We start from the raw sequence: 16334 nt of genomic DNA, 5'->3' as shown, positions 1-16334 counted from the left end.
ATATTCGGGTTTAATAAAACATAAAATGCTGCTTTTATATATCTGCTTATTACAGTTTGTGAGTTTCTTCACATAAATACTTGATTTGTGATCAAGATGAATAAAATGCAACTATTTTATTTTTATAAACATATGCAAATATGTTAATTAAATGATCTTGTTTTTATTATTTGTTAATGATAATTTCAGAAATGGCGGCTGATTTGTTGATTATAATAACCTGTTTTTATGAGGTGAATGTAAAAACCCATTTATTTCAGTTGCTTGAAAGTTCATGATCTACTTGATTTTTTTTCATGAACTCTTCCGTTACGTGAACGTATTATTGGGATATTAGTCATATATTTTTTCCTGTGATTATTTAATAATACAAAATATTAAACAGAATTGTCTTTATTACGCATTTATCGTGAATAGATCAAAGAATAAAGTTCACGGGTAATTAATACTGCTGTCCAACTACAAAACATCATTAATAAATAGTATTTTTTATCACCACCAGGTGTCGTGCATAACGAATAAAATGATGTGATTTTTTCATGTTGATTAATCTGATTGATAAGGCAATAAAATGAGCAAAGGTAAAGTATGGCTGGTCGGAGCCGGACCCGGAGATGCATCATTAATTACCGTAAAGGGACTTCACTGTATACGTCATGCCGAAGTGCTGGTGCATGACCGTCTTGTCAATCCTGAGCTGATCGCCTGTGCACCGGCGGACTGCAAAATCATCAATGTCGGTAAAACACCGAATCACCATCCGGTGCCGCAGGAAGAAATCAATGCCATCCTGGTGAAATATGCCGCAGAAGGCAAAAATGTTGTGCGCCTGAAAGGCGGGGATCCGTATGTGTTCGGCCGCGGCGGCGAAGAAGCGGAATCTCTGGCCGAAAACGGCCTCGATTTTGAGGTTATCCCGGGCATCAGTTCCTCTATCGGCGGGCTGGCGTATGCGGGGATCCCGGTGACTCACCGCGATCACGCATCAAGCTTCCATGTGGTCACCGGCCATATGTGTCAGGGGAATGAGCCGCAGAACTGGAATGCACTCGCTGCCCTTAACGGCACACTGGTGATTCTGATGGGGATGACCCGCCTGGCCGAAATCAGTCAGTTGCTGATCGACGGCGGAAAATCACCGGATACCCCGGCTGCCGTGGTCATGTATGCCAGCCAGCAGCGCCAGCAGGTGGTTACTGTCACCCTCGCCACCTTACCGGAAGAGGCTGCGCGTCATAAATTACATCCGCCGGCACTGATTGTCGTTGGTAATGTGGTGAATCTGCACCAAATTCTGGCATTTGCGGCCACACAAATTGATATTACGCAGGAAGCCCCATTAGAAGCTGCGTCATAGTATTATCCTTAAAATAATAAGCATCCGGCTGTATGCAGGTGATTCTGTGTGCAGCCCTTACATTTGGAGGAGGCTATGAGCGAACACGGTGGTAATGTGGTAGAGGTGGCTGAGCTCCTCGGCATCTCACCCGCATCTATCTTCGATTTCAGTGCCAATATTAACCCGCTGGGGCCGCCCGAGAGGGTTAAAGCCATCATCCGCGATAACCTGTCAGTTATTGAACGCTACCCGGATATTGAATACCGCTATCTGCATGCCGCACTGGCCAAAGGTGCGGGTTGTGAACTGGGGCAGGTCATTGCCGGTAACGGAGAGACGGAACTGATTTACGCGCTGGTGCGCCATCTCAACCCCCACAGCGCATTACTGTTAACCCCCGGATTTGCCGAATACCGCAGAGCACTGGAACAGCAGGGCTGCGATATCATCGAACACCCGCTGACGGAAGAGAATGATTTCCAGCCGGATGAATCCCTGCTGGCGGATATTGAAGCCCGCCGCCCGGACTGTGTGTTTATCGCCACACCGAATAACCCGACCGGTCTGATGCCGGATACCGCACTGCTGCACAAACTGGTGTCCCTGTGCGAATCCCGCCATATTCATCTGATTGTCGATGAAGCGTTTATTGATTTTCTGCCGGAAGGATCACCGCTGACAGCGCGCCTGCCGGAAACCCGCTACCTTTATCTGCTGCGTTCGCTGACAAAATTCTTCGCCATTCCCGGTCTGCGCCTCGGTTATCTGCTGTGCGGCGACAGCCACATTATCAGTAATCTGAAAGCCTGGCGTGAGCCGTGGACTATCAATGGTCTGGCTGCGCTGGTGGGTGAAGCACTGCTGGATGATGAAGACTATATCCGCAAAACACAGGATTTTATTGCCGCCCAGCGGGAATACCTGTGCAATGAACTGCGGCAGTTTCCGCTGCTGAAAATCCGGCAGCCATCGGCAAACTATATCTTTATCCGCTGCCTGAACGGCGTGGAACTCCAGTCCGCTCTGCTGAAATATAAGCTGCTGATCCGCCGCTGTCAGAACTACCCGGGGCTGGATGGCTCTTATTACCGGATCGCGGTCCGCAGTCAGGCGGAGAACCGTCATCTTATCGGCGCATTAAAACAGGTATTTCAACATGGCTGAGGCACATTGTCCGGCATCCTGCGGAGAATTGTTGCAGGGATGGATCCTCGGGGGAGAAAAACTGGTTTCCTGCCCCATCAACTGGTACAGCTATGTCTCGGTGGAAGAAGGTGTTCCGCTGGGGCTGGAACGGCCCCGCATGCGCCAGATGCTGGAACGCGTACTGAAACATCTGGATATCGTGCCGGAAGCCACCGGTATGCTGCGGATCGAATATGAATCCACCATCCCCGTCGGTAAAGGGCTGGCTAGCAGCACAGCGGATATTGCCGCCACCGCCCAGGCGACCGCACGTTTTTACGGCCATGAATTATCACCGGAAACTCTCGCAGAACTCTGTGTGGCGGTTGAACCGACAGACAGCACGCTCTTTTCCTCCCTGACACTGTTTGACCACCAGACGGCTGAGACACAAATATCACTCGGCTGGGCGCCGGATCTGAAACTGCTGCTGCTGGAAAGTCCGGATGTGGTACTGACGGAAGATTTCCACAAGCGCGACCGCCGGGCCGCATTGCTGGCGCGGGAACCTCTGCTGGCTCAGGCCTGGAAACTGCTTACCGCCGCCTGTGAACAACAGGATCCGCAGCGACTGGGCGAAGCAGCCACTCTGAGTGCGATCGCCAGCCAGGATCTGCTGCCCAAACCCGGTTTCAGCGAGCTGCATGCCCTTGCAGATAAAGGAAAGATTTACGGTCTGAATGTCGCCCACAGCGGCAGCGTGGCCGGGCTTATCTATGATGACACCCTGCACGATAAAGATTTTATTTATGACTGGATCCAGCGGCATCAGCTGGACAGATTCTACCCTCAGGTGCATGAGGTGAGCATGGCGCCGGGCGGCGTCCGCTAAATACTCATCATCCTTCAGCCTGTGGCTGTGTTGGCTTCATTCAGCTGACCGGGTCACATACTGGTGTATGCTCCCCGGTCATCTTCACTTTGCCGCCTTGCCACAGACCGAATGATTTTGAGTATTCCTATCCGCGTCATTCTTCAATCCGCAGCTGCGTTGGCTGCACTCAATAAACCGGGTCACATACTGATGTATGCTCCCCGGTTTCTTTCGTTTGCCGCCTTGCTGCAAATTGAATAATTTAGCGGATGACTCCTGAGTCTCTTTTTATTTAACGTCCTGACTTCTGTGGGATGATATTGAATATCCACGGTTTTCATCATGCCAAAGTAAAAGGCAGATAACCGGCAGAGAGACGAAAAGCATGCGCGTCATGGATGACGCGCCTGAGCGCACAGGGAGGTGTTTACAGCGGCTTTTCGTTTTGCCGGTTATCAGCCCGGCCCCGGTGCTGAGCGTTTCACCCCCCTTTGTTAACAACAGGCCACCGAACCAAAGTTCGCATCATTCCATCCGCAGCAAAAGTAAAAGGCAGATAACCGGCAGAGAGACGAAAAGCATGCGCGTCATGGATGACGCGCCTGAGCGCACAGGGAAGTGTTTACAGCGACTTTTCGTTTTGCCGGTTATCAGCCCGGTCCCGGTGCTGAGCATTCCGCCTTCTTTATTAACAACAGACTCAGGTGCTGAGCATTCCCCCTCTATTTAACGCGCTGCCCCACAAAGTACGCGCCGCTTTGCTGCGTCCCGGTAACGGGCAGGATATGATTCAGACAACTGATTCTGACGCTGTCCGCAAAGGAGACACTATGCTGCGTTATCCGCTGTTTTGTGATTTACAGGGAAAGACCTGTCTGGTCGTGGGGGGCGGGGAAGTTGCCGCCCATAAATGCCGGACACTGTTACAGGCCGGGGCGCATGTCACCGTCATTGCCCGCTGGTTCCACGGAGATCTCACCGCTCTGGCGGGAAATCCGCATCTTACGCTGACAGAAGCGGACTTTGATGCTGCACTGTGGCCGCAGGGCTGTTGGCTGGCCTTTGCCGCGACAGACTCACCGGAGGTAAATCAGCAGGTGCTGGAACAGGCCAATGCCCGTCACTGCTTCTGTAACGTGACTGACGCGCCGGAAAGCGCCTCATTTATCTCCCCGGCCACCATTGATGTCCCGCCGGTTCAGATTGCGCTGACCTGCGGCGGAAACCCGGTCTATACACAGTTTCTGAAACACCGTGTTATGCAGGCGATTCCGGCGGATGCCCCGGTGAAGCTGCGTGCCGCCGCACGGCTGCGCGAGCAGGTTAAAGCCACCAATGCTTCCCGCGATGCCAAACGGCTGTTCTGGCAGAAGTTCTTTACCGACACCGCCCTGGAACAACTCCTGCCGCTGGAAGATGAGGAACTGCTGACTGACTACCTTAATTACCTGCTGGCTCAGTTTACCGAAGAGCACGGAATCCGCTGAAAAAATAAAACCCCGGCACCGTAATAGCGGTTCCGGGGTAATTATGTGAGCTGAATGGCTTATTTCAGTCATTGGAATAACAAAAACAAGACAGCATCATTATCATATTAATAATAAGTCATTTACTTTTTTGTATCATTTATTTTTTTATTTCTCTGTGGCATTCCGTTGCATACTTTAATAAGATGTTCGTCACACTATTTCGTCATTTTTTATCAAAATATATTCATGTTGAATATACTATAAAATATAGTTTAAACATTAAAAATTAATTGCTATTTATGGTGAATTTAATAATATAACAATGATCACAAAATCAGGATTGATTTATTTGTCATTAGGTTTAAATAATTGTTAATTAAAGTTTTTGTTTGTTGTTTTTGATGGTATCTATATGATTTTAAATGGAATTTAAGTGTGATCTGCATCGTGTTTTATACCCCACCGAAAACCATTCCGTTTTTGCAAGATATCCTTACTTTATATCAATTGTTTTTAAATCCCCTGAATTGCACATTATCATCAGTGGAAAGTTAAGGAATTAAATAGGGATGAACACCTGATTTGTACTTAGATACTTTCTTAATTAATACCAAACGGATTTAACAGATTTTGTTTTAACTTTAATTCCGAACATTCAGTTTATTTAGAGGTATATCATGCAGAAGCCTACCATTGTTATTGGTGTAATTGGTGCCGATTGCCATGCCGTCGGTAACAAAGTTTTAGATCGCGTGTTTTCCCAGCACAATTTTAATGTGATTAACCTGGGTGTCATGGTCAGCCAGGACGAATATATCGACGCCGCTATTGAAACCGGCGCGCAGGCAATCGTTGTTTCCTCTATTTACGGTCACGGCGAAGTGGACTGTTTAGGTATGCGTGAGCGCTGCATCGAACGTGGTCTGGGCGAAATTCTGCTGTATGTCGGCGGTAACCTGGTTATCGGTAAACAGGAACCGGCTGAAATCGAGAAAAAATTCAGCGACATGGGCTTTAACCGCGTGTTCTTCCCGAGCACTGACCTGGAATACGTCTGCGATGTCATGAAAAAAGACATTGAAAAAAGCCCGGCCCGCAAAGAAGGAATGACCGCGTAATGATCAACGTCTCGATAGATATCGGTTCAACCTGGACAAAAGGTGCCGTGTTCGACGTGGGAAGTGATGATCATATTGAATTAAAGAATTATGCCCTGACCCCCACGACGATTGACCATCTGGCAGACGGATTTTTCACTGTACTGAATAAAATCCTCAATGTGTCCGATGCGCGTCCTTTACTGGAAGCCGGGAAAGTTAACATTAACTATTCCTCTTCCGCCAAAGGCGGGTTAGCGGTAGCGGCACTGGGTCTGGTTCCGACAATTACCCTTGAGTCAGCAAAAGTCACTGCTCACTCAGCGGGCGCAAAAGTGTCTCAGCACTTTGCGTACAAGCTCAACCGGACTGATATCCGCAAACTCGAACAGACACCCCCGGATATTTTCCTGTTCACCGGCGGGACGGATGGCGGCGATGTCGGATACGGATTACAAAACGCAAAAATGCTGGCGGAATCCGATCTGAACTGTTCCATCATTTATGCGGGTAACCGTGATATTCAGGACGATATTGCTGAGATCCTCGGCCATAAAGAACTGACTGTCGTTAACAACATTTTACCGAGTCTGGATAGTCCGAACCCGTTTGATGCGCGTAAAGCTATCTGTGACATTTTTCTGAAAAAGATTGTGAAGGGCAAGGGACTGGACGTCATTGTTGAACAGACCGGCGAAGAGCCGCGTCCGACACCATTCTCTGTCTTTGAGTTAGTACAGCAAATCCGTGACAACGTTCCCGGCTGGGAAGAGTTTGTGCTGATGGATATGGGTGGCGCAACGACGGATATTTATTCGTCCTGCAACAACAGCTTACTGCCGGATACCATTTTACACGGGATTCCGGAGCCGAAAGTGAAACGGACTGTGGAAGGTGACCTTGGCATGCGTGTATCGGCGGTGATCGCCGGTGAGGCAGGCCGCGAATTAGCCGAAGCGCAGTTTGTGAATCATCCGGAGCAGCTGGATGCCTTTTACCGCTACACCCGTTATGTCAATGAGCACCCTGATTATCTGCCTCAGACGGACGAAGAACGTGTTTATGACCATCTGTTAGCCGGTATTTGTGTCGCACTGGGAACTGAACGCCATGCGGGCACAAAACAGCAGGTGACCACCTGTGCAGGTACGGTGGATTTACAGATTGGCCGTGATTTATCACGGGTCAGCAAAATCATCGGTACCGGCGGCTGGTTGTCGCGGACAGCTGATTTTGACATTAAACAGTATATGCGGTACCGCAAATTCGATAACAAAGGCCGTCAGATTCTGCTGCCGGACGAATTTGAGTACTACCGGGATTCACAAGGGTTATTTCCTCTGTTAGCCAACGTCGCCTGCCGGTATCCGAAAGCAGCAGCTCAGACCGGCGTGCAGATTTTGACCAGATAGCAAGATTATTGGAGCCATTAAATGGAACTGAAGAATAAAAAAATTGCAATCGACGACTTCATGGCCGAGCGCAAAGACGTATTAAAGACCTGGGTGACAGGGAAAGACGTGGAAAACTTTGAAGATGGTGTCAAATATCAGGCGACTATCTCTGAAGATAAAAACTTTGCCAAAAAATTATTCGAAGCTGACCGCGACGGCATCACATTAAGCCAGCCGCGTGCAGGTGTTGCCTTAATCGAAGAGCACATCGAGCTGCTGAAAAAACTGCAGAAAGAGTGTGACCTGCTGCCGACCACTATCGATGCGTATACCCGTCTGAACCGTTATGAAGAAGCGGCAGTCGGTATCCAGAAATCTGTTGAAGCCGGTACCTCTAAACTGAACGGCCTGCCGGTGGTTAACCACGGTGTTGCAGCCTGCCGTCACATCACTGAATCCCTGGATAAACCACTGCAGATCCGTCACGGAACCCCGGATGCACGTCTGCTGTGTGAAATCTCCATGGCGAGTGGTTTCACCAGTTACGAAGGCGGCGGTATCTCCTATAACATCCCTTACGCAAAACGCGTCACCCTGGAAAAATCCATCCGTGACTGGCAGTACTGCGACCGCGTAATCGGTTTATATGAAGAAAACGGTATCCGTATCAACCGCGAACCATTCGGTCCGTTAACCGGTACGCTGATCCCGCCATTCATTTCCCACACTGTGGCAATCATCGAAGGTCTGGTGGCGCTGGAGCAGGGCGTTAAATCCATCACCGTCGGTTACGGCCAGGTCGGTAACTTAGTGCAGGATATCGCGGCAATCCGCTCCCTGCGTGAACTGTCTCATGAATATTTCCGCGCTTACGGCTACGAAGATTATGAGCTGAGTACCGTATTCCACCAGTGGATGGGCGGTTTCCCTGAAGATGAATCCCGTGCGGCGGCAGTTATCTCCTGGGGTGCGGCGGTTGCCGGTATGTCCGGTGCAACCAAAGTAATCACCAAGTCTCCGCATGAAGCATTCGGTATCCCGACTGCGGAAGCGAACTGCCAGGGTCTGCGTGCCTCCAACCAGATGCTGAACATGGTCCGCGACCAGAAATTCCCGCCGTGCAAAGACGTGGATCTGGAAGTGGAACTGATTAAACGCGAAGTCCGCGCAGTGATGAAGAAAGTCCTTGAACTGGGTAACGGCGACATTGCAGTCGGTACTGTCCGCGCATTCGAAGCCGGTGTTCTGGATATTCCGTTCGCTCCTGCGATGTGTAACTCCGGCAAGATGATGCCTATCCGCGACAACAACGGTGCAATCCGTGTGTTCGACGCAGGCGCGGTTCCGCTGCCGGATGACGTTCTGTCCATGCACCATGATTTCGTTGCTGAGCGTGCCCGCGAAGAGGGTCGTGAAGCTTCATTCCAGATGATTATTGATGATATTAACGCAGTATCTCACAGTAAATTAGTAGGAAGACCATAATGAAAATTAAACAGGCATTGTTCACGGCGGGTAACTCATCCTTCTATTTTGACGACCAGCAGGCTATCAAAGACGGCGCAGGTCACGACGGTTTCGTCTACACCGGTAAGCCGGTCACTCCGGGCTTTACCGCAGTGCGTCAGGCGGGTGAGTGTGTGTCAGTCCAGTTAATCCTGGAAAACGGTTCTGTGGCAATGGGTGACTGTGCCGCGGTTCAATACTCCGGTGCGGGTGGTCGTGACCCGTTATTCCTGGCGGAAAACTTCATTCCGTTCCTGGAAAAACACATCAAACCGCTGCTGGAAGGCCGTGATGTCAGTGAGTTCCGCAACAACGCTAAGTTCTTCGATGAACTGAAAGTGGAAGGCAAACAACTGCATACCGCTATCCGTTATGGTCTGTCCCAGGCTCTGCTGGACGCTACAGCACTGGCAAGCAACCGTCTGAAAGCTGAAGTTGTGTGCGACGAGTGGCATCTGCCGGTTGTGGCTGAGCCAATCCCTCTGTTCGGTCAGAGTGGTGATGACCGCTACAACGCTGTGGACAAAATGATCCTCAAACACGTTGACGTTCTGCCGCACGGCCTCATCAACAACGTGGATGAAAAACTGGGCCGTCAGGGTGAAAAACTGCGCGCTTATGTTGAGTGGCTGGCCAAACGTATCGTTGAATTACGTACAGAAGACACTTACAAACCGTCTCTGCACATCGACGTTTACGGCACCATCGGTTTAATTTTCGACAAAGATCCGATTCGTTGCGCAGAGTACATCGCAAGTCTGCAGGAGCAGGCCGGTGATCTGGAACTGTACATCGAAGGTCCGGTTGACGCAGGTAACAAACCAGACCAGATCCGCCTGATGAAAGGCATTATGGATCACCTGAAAAAACTGGGTTCCAAAGTCAAAATCGTTGCTGACGAATGGTGTAACACCTGTCAGGACATCATCGACTTCACGGATGCCGGCTGCTGTGACATGGTTCAGATCAAAACCCCTGACCTGGGTTCTGTTCACAACATCGCTGACGCGGTGCTGTACTGCCAGAAACACGGTATGGAAGCATACCAGGGCGGTACCTGTAACGAAACCGACGTCAGTGCGCGTACCTGTGTGCATATCGCGATTGCGACACGTCCGATGCGTATGCTGATCAAGCCGGGTATGGGCTTCGATGAAGGTATGAACATTGTTCATAACGAAATGAACCGCACACTGGCTGTACTGAAAGCAAAAGCATAAGGAAGCATTATGTCCAGGACATTTAAAATCCTGTCCCCTACTGCCATCCTGGGGTACGGATTTCCGGAAGAGAGTTTTATGAAGGCGATGGAAGAATCGCCGGATCTTATCGCCGTCGACGCCGGGTCTTCTGACCCGGGTCCTCACTACCTCGGTTCCGGTAAAGCCTTTACCGACCGTGCCGGGGTAAAACGCGACCTGCGTTATATGCTGAAAGCCGGTGTGAAAAACAATATTCCGGTTGTCATCGGTACTGCCGGTGGTTCAGGTGCACAGCCTCATCTGGAATGGTGCCGAGAAATCATTCTGGAACTGGCAAAGGAAGAAGGTCTGTCATTCAAGATGGCCCTGATCCCTGCGGATGTTGAGAAGAAAACCGTTCACGAAGCGCTGGATGCAGGCAAAATTACGCCGCTGGCGTTCGTGCCTGAACTGACGCATGAAGTGATCGACGAAAGTACCTATATCGTTGCTCAGATGGGTGTCGAGCCGTTCCAGGAAGCACTGGCAGCCGGTGCTCAGGTTGTTCTGGCCGGCCGTTCTTATGACCCTTGCTGCTTCGCGGCTCTGCCGATTATGAAAGGGTTTGACGAAGGTCTGGCACTGCACTGCGGTAAGATTCTGGAGTGTGCGGCAATCGCAGCCACCCCGGGTTCCGGCTCTGACTGTGCAATGGGTATTATCGACGAAACCGGTTTCACCCTGAAAGCATTCAACCCGATCCGTAAGTTTACGGACACCTCAGCAGCGGCTCACACCCTGTATGAGAAATCCAACCCGTACGTATTACCGGGACCGGGCGGTGTGCTGGATCTGAAAGAGTGTAAGTTTGAAGATCTGGGTAACGGGCAGGTTCGTGTAACCGGTTCACGCCATGTATCAACACCGTATACCGTTAAACTGGAAGCTGCACGTCCGGTCGGTTACCGCACCATCACTATCGCCGGTACGCATGACCCTATCATGATCGCCGGTATGGATAAGATTCTGGTGGAAGTGCGTAAAAGTGTTGAGAAAAACCTCAGCATCGACCCTGATACCGTGAAAATGAATTTCCATCTGTACGGTAAAAACGGTGTGATGGGTGACGCAGAACCTGAAACTGTGACCAAGAGTTATGAGCTGGGTATTTTACTGGATGTTGTTGCTCCTACCCAGGAGCAGGCAGACAGTATCTGTTCCCTGGCACGTTCCACTATGCTGCACTACGGGTATGATGGCCGTATCGCCACCGCGGGCAACTTAGCCTTCCCGTTCTCTCCGTCGGATATCCGTGCCGGTAAAGTGTATGAGTTCTCCATCTATCATCTGATGGAATACACCCCGGATATTAAATTCACATTCCGTATGGAGAATGTAACACCTGAAGGAGTGGCGAAATGAAAAAGTCAATTTTAGAATTAGCCAAAGTTGTGCGTTCTAAAAACTCCGGTCCGTATGAAATTGTGATGGATATTTTATTCAAGGATAAAGAAACTTATACCGCGGTAAAAAATTCAAAACAATTTAATAAAGACTTAGTCGCTGGTCTGTATTGTGTGAAACCTGACTTTATCGATAATATTGTCTGGTTTGACCCGGCGAATGCTGTGAAAATTGTAATGCCGAGACATATTGTTTCTGGTGCTGTCGGAGATACCGATGTTTATGGTGCCCAGCAACATGCGCCTTTATTAAAAATGGAATTTGATATTTAACAATATCAGTCATTCAATATCTCATTAGTACGACAACTCGGTGTGGCGTACGGGGTTCCCCCGCGCTCCACATCGATTTCAGAAACAGAAATCGTCATTTTTCTCAGTGTGATGTATAAAATTATTTAATATTTAAAGCCACGGAAGGCTGGGTAAAAATAACTGAAATAAAATTTCAGAGGATATTAAGTAAGTTGAGAATAAATGCGACCCAACACAGAATGGAATTATTATGAAATCGAAGAGTTTAACCACTTGGATAGTCATTGGTCTTATTGTCGGTGTGATTGTCGGCTTCAGCTTTAATGAAATGGCATCTGCTGAATTTAATAAGGTCTATGCAAAAGATATCTCCATTATTACCGATATCTTCTTACGTCTGATTAAAATGATTATCGCCCCATTGATTATATCAACACTGGTTGTTGGTATCGCGAAAATGGGTGATGCGAAAACGTTAGGTCGTGTTTTCTCCAAAACACTGTTCTTATTTATCTGCGCATCCTTTATCTCAATCCTGTTAGGTCTGGTTATTGTTAACCTGTTCCAGCCGGGCGCAGGTATTAACTTCGTTGCGGATACTGCCGGTGCGGTTCAGGGTATTGTGGAACCTGTTCCTTTCTCCTTCAAAACCTTTATTGCTCATGCGATTCCGACCAGTATCGTTGATGCAATGGCGCGTAACGAAATTCTGCAGATCGTTGTATTCTCAATCTTTATGGGTATCAGCCTCTCCGCTATCGGTGAGAAAGGCCTGCCGATTGTGAATGTGCTGGAATCCCTCGTCAGCCTGATGCTGAAATTAACCGGTTACGTCATGCTGTTCGCACCACTGACAGTGTTTGCCGCTATCTCAGGTATGATTGCAGAGCGTGGTCTGGGTGTTCTGGTCAGCGCCGGTATCTTTATGGGTGAGTTCTATTTCACACTGGCGATGCTGTGGGTGATTCTGATTGGTCTGGCTGCGGTGGTTGTCGGCCGCTGTATCTTCCGTCTGACCAAAGGTATCACTGAACCTGCACTGCTGGCATTCACCACATCAAGTTCTGAAGCTGCATTCCCGGGTACTCTGGAAAAACTGGAAGAGTTCGGTGTTTCCAACAAGATCGCCAGCTTCGTACTGCCAATCGGTTACTCCTTTAACCTCGTCGGTTCAATGGCTTACTGTTCATTCGCGGTTATCTTTATCGCTCAGGCATGTAACATCACCCTGTCTATGGGTGAGCAGGTTACCATGCTGCTGATTCTGATGCTGACATCGAAAGGGATGGCCGGTGTACCGCGTGCGTCTCTGGTGGTTATCGCGGCGACACTGAACCAGTTCAACATTCCGGAAGCGGGTCTGATTCTGCTGATGGGTGTGGATCCGTTCCTCGACATGGGCCGCTCTGCCACTAACGTAATGAGTAACGCCATCGGTGCCGCTATCGTCGGCCGCTGGGAAGGTGAGCACTACGGTGAAGGCTGCCGCGGAAAACCAAAGGCAGTTATTGAACCTCCGGTAGCACAGGCCACAACGTCAGCCTGACCGGTCGTTCAGAATAAACAAGACAGGCGCGGTACAAGGGATACAGATACCGCGCAACAATAAAAAATCAGTTTTATGTGTTATGTACTAAGTATTAAGCGCAAAATGCCCTCAGTCATTTTGCGCTTTTTTTTGTATGGGGTTACTGCGGCACGGCGGAAACACTCACAGTGCCATCCGTCACCTTAACGGCAAAGGCGGCGACGGAATATGCGGCGTCTTCCGCACACAACCCGTCCGTCAGCCGGAAACGCTGTTTTTTCAGCGGACTGACAATCCACAGCGAGCCGTCATGCTCTGCAATTAATCCGCGCGACAGCACACTGGCCTGCGCAAAAGGATCGATATTACTCAGGGCAAAAATGCGCTCGTCCGGATAAGGACGGAACAGCGCCACCTGTTCACCCTTTACCAGCGCACACACACCGGTTCCCGGGGTGATATCACTGACCTGACAAACCGTAATCCATTGACTCATGATTATTCCTCCCCGATCAGAGTGACAGCAATCCGCTCTTCCGGGCGGGCCGGACGATGTTGTGAGCGCTCACTTACCATTTGCACATTCGGATCCGGCAGCGGGCTGTTAACAAAGTGACTGAAGCGTTTGCGGGCATGCGGGTTGTTCACCGTTTCCTGCCACTCGCAGGTCACTTTTTCGCGCAGCTGCGCCAGTTCCTGCTCCAGCTGTGCATTGAGCCCCAGTTTATCGCTGACAATCACATCCCGCAGGTAATCAATCCCGCCCTCCAGGCTTTCCAGCCAGGTGGATGTCCGGCTGAGTTTGTCGGCGGTGCGGATGTAAAACATCATAAAGCGGTCGATGTAGCGTATCAGGGTCTCTTTATCAAGGTCAGCCATCAGCAGATCGCCGTGGCGCGGTTTCATGCCGCCGTTTCCGCAGACATACAGGTTCCAGCCCTTGTCGGTGGCGATAATCCCGATATCTTTCCCCTGCGCCTCCGAGCACTCGCGGGTGCAGCCCGAGATGCCGAATTTCATTTTATGCGGGGTGCGGATACCTTTATAACGGTGTTCCAGCTCAACGCCCAGCGCGGTGCTGTCACCGACCCCGAACCGGCACCATGCCGTGCCGACACAGGTTTTCGCCATCCGCAGTGCTTTGGCATAGGCGTGCCCGGTTTCAAATCCGGCGGCGATCAGTTTTTCCCAGATAGCCGGTAAATCCTGCTTTTGCGCCCCGAACATGGCAATGCGCTGTGAGCCGGTAATTTTGGTATACAGATTGTATTCCTGTGCAACTGTACCGATAGCCAGCAGACCTTCCGGGGTAATTTCGCCGCCCGGTGAACGCGGGATCACCGAGTAGGTGCCGTCCTTCTGCATATTAGCGAGGAAATTATCGTTGGTATCCTGTAACGGTACCAGGTCGTCGCGCAGAATATAGTCATTCCGGCAGGACGCGAGCAGGGAGCCGATGGTCGGTTTACATACTTCACAGCCGTAACCTTCGCCGTAGCGGCCCAGCAGCTCATCAAAGGTAGTGATTTTTTCCACGCGGATCAGGTGATACAGCTCCTGGCGTGAATAGGCAAAATGCTCGCAGAGGTGATGATTCACCTCAATACCCAGATTAGTCAGTTCTGTATTCAGCACCTGAGTGATCAGCGGAACACATCCGCCGCAGCCGGTACCGGCTTTGGTTTCCGCTTTGATATCCGCAACCGTCTGGCAACCGTTATGAATGGCCTGAATAATGTCTCCTTTGGTGACATCAAAACAGGAACAGATTTGTGCACTGTCCGGCAGGGATTCCACGCCGATCGCCGGTTTGCTGCCGGCGTGTGCCGGGAGGATCAGAACATCCGGATTTTCCGGCAGTTCGATACGGTTCAGTGCCAGTTGCAGCAGATTACCGTAATCTTCGGTATCCCCGACCAGCACCGCACCCAGCAGATATTTATTATCGTCGCTGACAATCAGCCGCTTATAAACCTCATTGGCTTCATCGAGATAAATATAACTGTGGCAGCCGTCGTCTGTCGCATGTGTATTGCCGATACCACCGACATCCACACCCAGCAGTTTCAGTTTTGCGCTCATATCCGCACCGGTAAACTGATTCTCCTTCCCCAGCAGATGATCAGCCGCCACCTGTGCCATTTTGTAGCCCGGTGCCACCAGTCCGTAAGTTCTGCCGTGCCATGACGCGCATTCCCCGATAGCATACACATCCGGGTCAGATGTCTGACACTGGTCATTAATCACCAGACCGCCGCGCTCCGCCACGGCCAGTCCGCACTGACGGGCAAGCCGGTCACGCGGGCGGATCCCGGTGGAAAAGACGACAAAATCGGTCTCCAGCGATGAACCATCGGCAAAATGCAGCACTTTGCGGCTCTCTCCGCTGCCGGATGCGGTAATTTCCGTGGTGTTTTTGCCGGTATGTACCGTTACACCCATCCGTTCAATTTTCTGCTTCAGCTGTTCACCGCCGAGCGCATCGAGCTGTTCCGCCATCAGGACTGGCGAAAATTCAATAACATGGGTTTCAATACCCAGGTTTTTCAGGGCCCCGGCGGCTTCCAGCCCCAGCAGACCACCGCCGATCACCACACCTTTGCGGCTGCGGCGGGCGCAGGCTTCAATGGCATTGAGATCTTCAATCGTCCGGTAAACAAAACAGTCGCGGGTATCACTGCCTTTGATCGGCGGGATCCACGGATAAGAGCCGGTCGCAATCACCAGTTTGTCATAATGCACAGTGCGGCCGGTATTGGTATGCAGCACCTTTTCCTGACGGTTAACGGTAATCACCCGCTCATTGATTAATACCGAAATATTGTGTTTTTCATAGAAACCGGGTTTAACCAGGGATAATTCTTCCGCCGTATGATGAGAAAAATAGGAGGAGAGATGCACGCGGTCATAAGCGACACGCGGCTCTTCGCAGAATACGGTGATATCGAACTGTCCGGCGTCCGCTTTATCGGTAAGCTCTTCGGCAAAGCGGTGGCCGACCATACCGTTACCGATGATTGCTAACTTGACGTTGCTCATTTCAGCCTCAGATTTTGTGTGGATTAAGGCTAAAAATACGGCGATCCCGGTTTTTCTCATTGAT

Annotated in this window: 13 protein-coding genes; 11 read left to right on the top strand and 2 right to left on the bottom strand. The window is 50.3% G+C overall.

Going from position 1 to position 16334, the window contains the following annotated elements; all coding sequences use genetic code 11:
* The first annotated feature begins 571 nt into the window (after window positions 1-571).
* The 11 genes from cobA (at window position 572) to X965_RS16090 (ending at window position 13249) form a co-directional block, all read left to right on the top strand.
* Window positions 572-1357 (top strand): uroporphyrinogen-III C-methyltransferase, encoded by a 786-nt coding sequence (gene cobA, locus X965_RS16140; protein ID WP_036418868.1) that lies wholly within the window; start codon window positions 572-574, stop codon window positions 1355-1357.
* A 63-nt stretch (window positions 1358-1420) separates the two neighbouring features.
* Entirely contained in the window at window positions 1421-2503 is a 1083-nt protein-coding gene (gene cobD / locus X965_RS16135; RefSeq protein WP_255267026.1) for a threonine-phosphate decarboxylase CobD, read from the top strand.
* Complete coding sequence (locus tag X965_RS16130; protein ID WP_004236135.1) at window positions 2496-3356, top strand: GHMP kinase; 861 nt, start codon at window positions 2496-2498, stop codon at window positions 3354-3356. Before cobD ends, X965_RS16130 begins: the two co-directional genes overlap by 8 nt.
* Before the next feature lie 767 nt (window positions 3357-4123).
* Window positions 4124-4825 carry a bifunctional precorrin-2 dehydrogenase/sirohydrochlorin ferrochelatase gene (locus X965_RS16125; protein ID WP_225310093.1) on the top strand — a complete coding sequence of 234 codons (702 nt, stop codon included), beginning with the start codon at window positions 4124-4126 and terminating at the stop codon, window positions 4823-4825.
* Between the two features lie 659 nt (window positions 4826-5484).
* Window positions 5485-5925, top strand: coding sequence for a methylaspartate mutase subunit S (gene glmS / locus X965_RS16120; protein ID WP_004236129.1), 441 nt, complete (start codon window positions 5485-5487; stop codon window positions 5923-5925).
* The gene (gene glmL / locus X965_RS16115) at window positions 5925-7316 is read left to right on the top strand and encodes a methylaspartate mutase accessory protein GlmL (RefSeq protein WP_004236127.1); all 1392 of its coding nucleotides are present in this window, start codon (window positions 5925-5927) and stop codon (window positions 7314-7316) included. Before glmS ends, glmL begins: the two co-directional genes overlap by 1 nt.
* 21 nt (window positions 7317-7337) lie before the next feature.
* Complete coding sequence (locus X965_RS16110; protein ID WP_004236125.1) at window positions 7338-8783, top strand: methylaspartate mutase subunit E; 1446 nt, start codon at window positions 7338-7340, stop codon at window positions 8781-8783.
* Entirely contained in the window at window positions 8783-10024 is a 1242-nt protein-coding gene (locus X965_RS16105) for a methylaspartate ammonia-lyase (protein WP_004236123.1), read from the top strand. Before X965_RS16110 ends, X965_RS16105 begins: the two co-directional genes overlap by 1 nt.
* Before the next feature lie 9 nt (window positions 10025-10033).
* Window positions 10034-11407, top strand: coding sequence for an acyclic terpene utilization AtuA family protein (locus tag X965_RS16100; RefSeq protein WP_004239011.1), 1374 nt, complete (start codon window positions 10034-10036; stop codon window positions 11405-11407).
* A complete protein-coding gene (locus tag X965_RS16095; protein WP_004236121.1) occupies window positions 11404-11721 on the top strand; it encodes a DUF4387 domain-containing protein in 318 nt (105 codons plus the stop codon). Before X965_RS16100 ends, X965_RS16095 begins: the two co-directional genes overlap by 4 nt.
* A gap of 232 nt (window positions 11722-11953) precedes the next feature.
* Complete coding sequence (locus X965_RS16090; RefSeq protein ID WP_004236120.1) at window positions 11954-13249, top strand: dicarboxylate/amino acid:cation symporter; 1296 nt, start codon at window positions 11954-11956, stop codon at window positions 13247-13249.
* A gap of 142 nt (window positions 13250-13391) precedes the next feature.
* On the opposite strand, the gene nirD is transcribed toward X965_RS16090, so the two are convergent.
* Together nirD and nirB are read right to left on the bottom strand one after the other, a co-directional pair.
* Window positions 13392-13727 carry a nitrite reductase small subunit NirD gene (gene nirD, locus X965_RS16085; protein WP_004236118.1) on the bottom strand — a complete coding sequence of 112 codons (336 nt, stop codon included), beginning with the start codon at window positions 13725-13727 and terminating at the stop codon, window positions 13392-13394.
* Window positions 13728-13729: 2 nt separating this feature from the next.
* Entirely contained in the window at window positions 13730-16270 is a 2541-nt protein-coding gene (gene nirB / locus X965_RS16080) for a nitrite reductase large subunit NirB (protein WP_036418896.1), read from the bottom strand.
* Window positions 16271-16334: the final 64 nt, after the last annotated feature.

Origin of the sequence: Morganella sp. EGD-HP17 (assembly GCF_000512315.2) — a bacterium.
Taxonomy (GTDB): Bacteria; Pseudomonadota; Gammaproteobacteria; order Enterobacterales; family Enterobacteriaceae; genus Morganella; species Morganella morganii.
Note: the sequence above shows the minus strand (reverse complement) of the source record. Positions and strands in the feature narration are given on the sequence as shown.

Bases quoted from the DNA above. Each gene is read 5' to 3' on its own strand.
- nirB (WP_036418896.1), bottom strand. From the start codon at position 16,270: ATGAGCAACGTCAAGTTAGCAATCATCGGTAACGGTATGGTCGGCCAC.
- nirD (WP_004236118.1), bottom strand. From the start codon at position 13,727: ATGAGTCAATGGATTACGGTTTGTCAGGTCAGTGATATCACCCCGGGA.
- X965_RS16100 (WP_004239011.1), top strand. From the start codon at position 10,034: ATGTCCAGGACATTTAAAATCCTGTCCCCTACTGCCATCCTGGGGTAC.
- X965_RS16110 (WP_004236125.1), top strand. From the start codon at position 7,338: ATGGAACTGAAGAATAAAAAAATTGCAATCGACGACTTCATGGCCGAG.
- X965_RS16105 (WP_004236123.1), top strand. From the start codon at position 8,783: ATGAAAATTAAACAGGCATTGTTCACGGCGGGTAACTCATCCTTCTAT.
- X965_RS16090 (WP_004236120.1), top strand. From the start codon at position 11,954: ATGAAATCGAAGAGTTTAACCACTTGGATAGTCATTGGTCTTATTGTC.
- X965_RS16095 (WP_004236121.1), top strand. From the start codon at position 11,404: ATGAAAAAGTCAATTTTAGAATTAGCCAAAGTTGTGCGTTCTAAAAAC.
- X965_RS16125 (WP_225310093.1), top strand. From the start codon at position 4,124: ATGATTCAGACAACTGATTCTGACGCTGTCCGCAAAGGAGACACTATG.
- glmS (WP_004236129.1), top strand. From the start codon at position 5,485: ATGCAGAAGCCTACCATTGTTATTGGTGTAATTGGTGCCGATTGCCAT.
- X965_RS16130 (WP_004236135.1), top strand. From the start codon at position 2,496: ATGGCTGAGGCACATTGTCCGGCATCCTGCGGAGAATTGTTGCAGGGA.
- glmL (WP_004236127.1), top strand. From the start codon at position 5,925: ATGATCAACGTCTCGATAGATATCGGTTCAACCTGGACAAAAGGTGCC.
- cobA (WP_036418868.1), top strand. From the start codon at position 572: ATGAGCAAAGGTAAAGTATGGCTGGTCGGAGCCGGACCCGGAGATGCA.